6 protein-coding genes are annotated in these 7,473 nt (G+C 58.7%); all 6 read right to left on the bottom strand.

Annotated elements, in window-relative coordinates; translation table 11 throughout:
• Positions 1 to 324: 324 nt before the first annotated feature.
• The 6 genes from O0882_RS28905 to O0882_RS28880 all read right to left on the bottom strand — a co-directional run bounded on the left by O0882_RS28905 (position 325) and on the right by O0882_RS28880 (position 7,282).
• Positions 325 to 1,404: a tartrate dehydrogenase gene (locus tag O0882_RS28905; protein ID WP_289953437.1), complete on the bottom strand. Its 1,080-nt coding sequence runs from the start codon at positions 1,402 to 1,404 to the stop codon at positions 325 to 327.
• Positions 1,405 to 1,442: 38 nt separating this feature from the next.
• Positions 1,443 to 2,933 (bottom strand): DUF3482 domain-containing protein, encoded by a 1,491-nt coding sequence (locus O0882_RS28900; RefSeq protein WP_289953436.1) that lies wholly within the window; start codon positions 2,931 to 2,933, stop codon positions 1,443 to 1,445.
• A complete protein-coding gene (locus O0882_RS28895) occupies positions 2,930 to 4,408 on the bottom strand; it encodes a DUF2868 domain-containing protein (RefSeq protein ID WP_289953435.1) in 1,479 nt (492 codons plus the stop codon). Before O0882_RS28895 ends, O0882_RS28900 begins: the two co-directional genes overlap by 4 nt.
• Before the next feature lie 62 nt (positions 4,409 to 4,470).
• Positions 4,471 to 5,217, bottom strand: coding sequence for an acid phosphatase (locus O0882_RS28890; RefSeq protein ID WP_289953434.1), 747 nt, complete (start codon positions 5,215 to 5,217; stop codon positions 4,471 to 4,473).
• A gap of 162 nt (positions 5,218 to 5,379) precedes the next feature.
• The gene (locus O0882_RS28885) at positions 5,380 to 6,606 is read right to left on the bottom strand and encodes a sensor histidine kinase (protein ID WP_289953433.1); all 1,227 of its coding nucleotides are present in this window, start codon (positions 6,604 to 6,606) and stop codon (positions 5,380 to 5,382) included.
• A complete protein-coding gene (locus tag O0882_RS28880; protein ID WP_289953432.1) occupies positions 6,593 to 7,282 on the bottom strand; it encodes a response regulator transcription factor in 690 nt (229 codons plus the stop codon). Before O0882_RS28880 ends, O0882_RS28885 begins: the two co-directional genes overlap by 14 nt.
• Positions 7,283 to 7,473: the final 191 nt, after the last annotated feature.

Here is a 7,473-nt window from a genome sequence, read left to right as displayed (position 1 = left end):
GCGTAGCGCCTATTTCATTATTTCTTGTGAACATTTGATATTTTAAGTTAGACGCCAATCCGAAGATTGACGCTGCACTTACATCAAATGCCCACACTTATCGACTGTTAATTGTTAAAGAACTGTATTCGGTGCCACTTTCGCGCTATCGACAAAGCGTTGTGTTTGTCAGCTGCGAAGAAGAAAGAGTATGAAGCATTTCACCACATCCGTCAACTCCTTCTTTTTTACTGCACCACCGTTTCCGGTGATCCTCAAAGCCGCATTTGACTGCGCCTCATTGGGGAGGCGAACTATAGCAAAGCCGTCCACGGGCGGCAAGCTTTATTTCAGCAATTCGGCAACCGCCATGCCCACCTCGGTCGTACTGGCGCCCCCGCCCATGTCCGGCGTACGCGGACCATGCTCGAGCACCTGCTCGATGGCGCCCAAAATCGCGTCATATGCGGCCGTGTAATTGGTATCGCCATTACCGAGGAAATCGAGCATCATGGCGCCCGACCAGATCATACCGATCGGGTTGGCGATATTCTGGCCATAGATATCAGGTGCGGAACCGTGCACTGGCTCAAACACAGAGGGGAAAGTGCGGTGCGGATTGATATTGGCCGATGGGGCGATGGCAATCGTTCCCGTGCACGCGGGACCCAAGTCAGACAGGATGTCGCCAAACAGATTTGACGCCACCACTACGTCGAAGCGCTCAGGGCTCAATACAAAGCGCGCCGCCAGAATGTCGATGTGGTATTTGTCCCAGTGCACATCGGGGAACGCTGGCGCCATCGCTTCGACCCGCTCATCCCAGAATGGCATGCTGATCGCGATGCCATTCGATTTGGTCGCCGAGGTCAGGTGTTTTTTAGGCCGGCTTTGCGCCAGCTCAAATGCATACTTGAGGATGCGATCGACGCCCATGCGCGTAAACACGGATTCCTGCAGCACCGTTTCGCGCTCTGTCCCTTCAAACATGCGCCCGCCCACGGAGGAATATTCTCCTTCCGTATTTTCACGCACCACGTAAAAGTCGATATCGCCCGGCTTCTTGTTCGCCAGCGGACACGGCACGCCCGGCATCAGCCGCACGGGACGCAAGTTGACGTATTCGTCGAACTCGCGCCGAAATTTGAGTAATGAACCCCACAGCGAGATATGGTCAGGCACCTTGTCCGGCCAACCCACGGCACCAAAATAGATGGCGTCGAAATCCTTGAGCTGGGCAAACCAGTCCGAGGGCATCATCTGGCCATGCTCCAGGTAATAGTCGCAATTCGCCCATGCCATGGTCGTAAACTGCAGGTCGATATTGAAGCGGCGCGCGGCGGCCTCGACAACACGCAGCCCTTCCGGCATGACTTCATTGCCTATGCCATCGCCGGCGATGACGGCGATTTTATGTGTGCTCATGGGAAACCCTGTTGGAAATAGGTGATGGAAGCCCGTATTTACATCTGCTGCGGCACATCCGGGTACAGACGCGCCAGCACATCGGCAGTAATCGCCGTGATAATGGGCTGCACACGCTCGGCCGCCAGTTCAGTTGATTTCTCGCGGCGCACCTCTTTCCACAACTCGGCCAATGCACCTTCATGGCGCGCGACCGCTTGCTCGACTTCATCTTGCCAGAAGGCTGGCGCCTCGCTTTCCACAAAGTTGCCGCGGCCACGACCAAAGTGCGCCACCGCCAGGTAACGCAGCACACCCGCTACCACCAGGGTACGCAGGAAGGCATCCGTAAATTGCATGGTGGGCTCGTTGCGGTCCGTGCCGGAATTAAAACCCCAGGCTGCGCCCGCAAACGTCAGTGCACCAACCACGCCGCCGAGCAAGGCGCCCGTGCCCAGGGTCAGGCCGCCGGAAATCAGGTCGGCCGACAAGCCCGTCGCCGCACCGGAAATCATGGCGCCCAGTAACCCCGCCTGTGCCTTGTCAATCGGCGCGCGCACGGCGAAATTTTCCCGTATCCGGCTATTGATCTTATGCGCATCGGTAGGATCGAGTTTGTGCAAGATCAACAGTTCACGCGTCGTTTCGCCGCTGTGCGTATTGAGCCGTGCCACCAGATTGGCCATGGCCTTTTCTTGCCTTTGCTGTTCTGCATTCTTGCCGATACCCACGACCTGCAAAGCCGATTTCAGCAAGCCCTTGGGGACGGGCTCGATGGCTTCGCGATCCTGCCCAGCCACGGCCAGCTGCGTGGCCAGCAAATGCATGGCCTGCTGGAAACGTGCCGTATTCTGCGTTTGCCAGACAGCAAACAGACGTGCATAGCCGGCTTGCTGCGACTGTGGCAACAACTTGCCCACGGCTTCGTAAAACACGCGTTCATGTACCCAGCAGCGGGCAAAGGCATCGAGCGCCAGTACGTCGCGCACGATGGGATATTGCTGTAAATGCTCGCGCCAGCGCACCTGCTCGCTGTGTTCCTCATTGCCCTTACGCGGCGGCCCCATCTGATTGAGCAAGACCACCACCGGCTTGCCCAGCCATTCGAGAATTTTCATTTCCGCCGGCAAGTAACCCGCATCCCTGGGATGCTCCGAAGAATTCACCAGGTATAGCACCACGTCGGCCGCGTCCTTGGCCGTGCGCAACGCTTGCTGACTGAGCCAGAACGGGCGGTCGCGATAACGGTCCAGCACTTCGCGCAGGAACCAGCCGATGGGATTGCCTGACTGCCCGAGACGCTTGAGCAGGCGCACGGAGTCGCCAAAGCCAGGCGTGTCCCACAATTGCAAGGCATCGCCCTGTGGCGTGGCCAGCAAGGTGTGCGATTCCGCAAACACGGTCACGTGGGCGGCGTCGCGCACTTCGCCGATATCCACACCCACCAGAGTGCGCGCCAACGTCGTCTTGCCATTATTCGTGTGCGAAATCAGTGCAAACTGAATCTGCACCGCATCATCCTGGACATCTTTATTCACATTCACACTCATGCTGCTGCCGATACTTTCAAGCCGACACCGGCGTCGAGCGGGTGCAAGGCGGGATTGAGCAAATTGACCAGGGTGGCCGTGGTTTTGTGGAACTGGCAAAACTGTTGCCACAAGGCGACTCTTTCCGCCAGGCGGGTGGCATTATCCACCTGCTCGCCAGCGCGCTCCAGGTAGCTGGACTCGTCGATCAGGACGGCGATGCCGCGTGTCGACGATTGCACCAGGTAATCGAGGAAGGCGCCGTGATTTTCCTTTTCCGGCGTCGCCGTCAGGTTGAACAGCACGGCCGTGATATTGACTTGCGGATCATTCAAGTCGGTGCCGCGCAAGACCTCCTGCGACTCTTCGCCATACGACGTCGATGGACGCAACATCATGCGCCCCTGCTCGCCAAACAGCATGATGGACAGCTGCCCCAATCCCTTGTGGCGTGCCTCATCGACAGTAAAGCTGTATGGCAAGACGCGCAGCATGCCGCCCGTGGCCACACCGATGCTTTCATTGAGCTTGCGGAAATACGGTTGATCGAGATCCAGCGGAAAGTGCTTGGCCAGGCGCGCGGCGCGCCAATTGTTGACCAGGGCCAGGATCAGGCGGGGGACGACGACCAGCAGGAAAATCGTTGCCGCATACAAATGCACCCAGCGCGCGCCACCTTCCACGGTCGTCGTTTGCGGGAAACGCAGCGCTTCGATTTCCGCCAGCGAAAAACCTTGCAAATGAAACAGGGCAATCGCTGGCGCAAACAGGGTCGACAGCAGGCTGTGCACCTGGCTGGCACTCAAAAAGGTGCTTTCCCAGCCGGCCGCGTATTGCGACAGGAAACCACGCGCATACAGCGAGGCGACGGCGCCGATGGCAAACATGGCGGCGCTCAAATGGATGGTACGGCTCAGGCGCGCGGCCGTCAGCTTGGCGCTCAGGTGCGCCCATTCCCCCATGAAACTGAGCAAGCCCGAGGACAGAGCGTGCGGCAGCTTGCGCGGCAAAGCCAGGCGGCCCACGCTCAGGTGGCGCACCAGTCCCGCTTTTGGCCAGCCCAGGGAGTGCGAGGGGATGCATAGCCAGATCAGCAAGCCCAGGTAAACCAGCACATTCCAGGCGATGATCAGCAGCAAGGGCGCCGACAGCAGGTCGACGCGGTGCGGATCGGTGATACGGTCGAGGCCGGCACCCAGCAGCAGGGCCAGCAATGGCAAGGTCAGCGCCAGGGTTTTCATGCCGTTGCGACGCTTCGCAAACGCAGCGAAGGCGGGGGTGCGCTCGGTGATGCGCTTGAGGATCAGCTCGGAGCGCTGCTGCAGGAAATCGTCACCTGTCACTTCGGCCTGCTTGCCCGAAGCTTGCCACTGCGCAAGCTCACGCGCGCTGCGGCTGGCATACATGCGGTCATCCTCGCTGAGGACTTCTTTTTTCTGGTCGGCCGTCTCGATAGCACGGACCAATACCACTTCTCTCGCAATCTGCTCGTTCATGGTGCTCCTGTTTTTGTATGAAACGACAACTAGACAGGCAGATTGTGACGTACTTTTGTGTTTCAGGCCAACGCGTCCTCGGCCCGGAACAAATGATGCAGCAGATAGATCAGGAAAGCAGCGATCCAGGCAGACCACAAGGTGTGCGTGAAAAATTGCGTACCTTGCAACTGCTGCTGCCAGCCTGCCGCCAAACCGCACAGCAGCATGATCCCTGCCAGCAGAAGCGCCATGCGTGGCCGGGCTGGCAGGCAGAACAATGGCAGGGCAAGCATCCACCAGGCAGTGTTGGCCTGGGTCGCCGGCAGGCAAACCATGGCAGACGCACTGGCGGGCAATGTTTCCAGCATGCGCGCGTACGGTTCCAGTCCGCCATAGCGCAGCAAATCCGTGGGGCAAGGCACATCGCTGAAGGAAGAGAGCAAATAGATGCTTGGCGGCACCAAGACGGCCGACAGGGCCATGACACGCAAGGCACTGCGGCGTGATGCAAGCCAGGCCAGCGGACGCAAGGTATCCCAGATGGCCAGACCGATCACGCTGGCGCCAAGCAAGGTCATGCAGAACTGGAAACTGCCCGCCAGCGCGCTGTCAGCACCGGAAAATTGCCCACGTGCGCCGTCGAACATACTATCGGCGATCACGAGGTCGAGGTTGCTGTAATTGCCGATCCAGAGGATCAGCATGGCCGATAGCATCAGGGCACTATCAATGCCTTTGGGAGTTTTGACGAGTTTAAGCTTGGCCAGCATGGGTGCACACATTACCTGATGAGATGAAAGGGACTGGCCGCACAGGACTGCAGCCATGGAAGTCATCGTACAGTGTCAATATGAAGAGAACATGACGCTGCACGCCGTACACAGCACGGACGAGGCAAAACGAGCTTCCGGGCTCACCTTACAAGTGCCGGCATGAATTACGCGTCAACAAGGCGTTAAATTTTCGTTAATTACACGCAAAAAGCCGGCTTAGATGAAATCAATCCGCAACACGCTGCCACCCGCGGGGCGGGTACTGAATCCCAGTTCCGCGCCCAGATACAGGCAAATGCGTTGAACCAGGCCCAGCCCCAGGCCTGTACCGGATGAGCCGCTCAAATTGGCCGGTATGGGTTGACGCAGCAGGCGTGCGCGGGCCGCGTCGGGCAAGCCCGGCCCCGTATCCTCGACGATCAGCGCGCGTCCGGCCAGGCGCACGATCACTTCTCCCTGCAAGGTGTACTGGCAGGCATTGCGCACCAGGTTGCCAATGGCGGCGGCCAGCAATTCACGCGGGGCGTTGACCAGAAAGTCCTCTCCATCCGCAAACACAAGGGTAAGCGGCTTGCCTGCCGTATATGATTGACAGCGCAAGCATTCCTGGCGAGCCAGTTCCGCCACGGAGAGTGACGCGCACTCCAGCAATTCCGGCGCGCGCGCCAGGCGCAGCAGCACCGTCACGGAGTCGCTCGCTTCGTGCGCAGCCCGGTAGATACGTTCGGAGGCGGAGCGCACCAGCGGTTCATCGCCGCCTTGTTCCATCAGGATTTCCGCCGCCCCCGTGATCACGGTCAGCGGCGTGCGCAATTCATGACTGACATCGCCCGTAAAAAAGCGTTCGCGGTCAAGAACTTCGGTCAACTCCGCCGTACGTTCGGCAAAAGCGCGTGCCAATATCCCCAATTCATCGGCACTGTCCTGCAGTGGCAACGCCGCCTGTCCGGCCTTGACGGCCTGCGTCAGCGACATGATCGGCGTGATCAAGCGATTGGCGATGAAGGCGCCCAGCAGCGAAGCGCAAATCAGGAAACCGATAAAAGCGAGGGCAAACATGCTGTACACCACCAGCTCGATCTTTTCATACTCGGTGGCATGATCAATGACGACGAATTCCCCATGCACATCGCTGCCGACCAGCACGTGCAAATCGACACCGTCGACGGTTTTCTCGTGCATGCCGGGCGCCAAGCCACGCAAGGGCAGCGGCGTGTCTTCAGCGTGATGAAAGCTCAAGCCGGCTGGCATCTCGACAGACAAGCCTGCCGCATGCCTGGGTGAGGCCCAGGCCGCCACTTCTTTCAGGCGCTCGTCGACCAGGCGCACTTCGATGCCCTCGACGGCGATGGCGGCGATAATGGCAAAAAAGATGCTCGCCACAAGAGCAAACAGCAGGTAGGCAATGATGATGCGCCGCTTCAACGATTTAAACGGGCGCATCGCTACTCAATAATTTATAGCCGATGCCGGGAATGGTGCGCAGCATGGGAAAGGCATACGGTTTGTCGAGCACTTGCCGCAGTGCATGGATGTGCGTGCGCAGGGCATCGCTGTCAGGCCGGTCGTCGCCCCAGACCTCATGCTCGAGCAGCTCGCGCGGCACCAGCTTGGGCGCTTCGCTCATCAGGCATTTCAGGATGATGTAGCCGGTCCTCGTCAAGGTCAGGGCCTGGCCCGCGCGTCGGACTTCAAATTTTTCCGTATCAAAACGCAGCTCACCGACGGCCAGCACGGCGGTCGCCGTCGTTTGCCCGCGCGCGCGGCGCAGCAGGGCTTTCAGGCGGATTTCCAGTTCCAGCAGGGAAAATGGCTTGACCAGGTAATCATCAGCGCCACTGTCAAAACCGGCGACCTTGTCTTGCAGGGTATCGCGCGCCGTCAGCATTAGCACTGGCGTGCTATTGCGCAACTCACTACGCAGTTTCTGGCACAGTTCCAGTCCCGTCAGGCCGGGTAGCATGACATCGAGCACGATCACATCGTATTCATGCTGGGCCAGCAAGGCCAGGCCGGCATAGCCATTCATGGCTGAATCGAGTACATGGCCCTTCGCTTCCAGATAGGCGTAGAGATTGGCGAGAATATCGGGGTTGTCTTCAATGATCAGAATGCGCATACCGCCATTGTAGGTCGGATTAGGCCGCAAGCCGTCATCCGACACCACCACCAGCGCCAAACAAAATCACCAGACGAAAAAAAACCCGACCATTGCTGATCGGGTTTTTCTCTTACTGCGAATAACAAGCCTGACGATAACCTACTTTCACACTGGTTGCAGCACTATCATCGGCGCAAAGTTGTTTCACG

The organism is Janthinobacterium sp. SUN073 (assembly GCF_030397665.1).
In the GTDB taxonomy this organism is placed as follows: domain Bacteria; phylum Pseudomonadota; class Gammaproteobacteria; order Burkholderiales; family Burkholderiaceae_D; genus Janthinobacterium.
The sequence above is the reverse complement of the archived record's forward strand: the minus strand, read 5'-3'. Positions and strand labels throughout refer to the sequence as shown.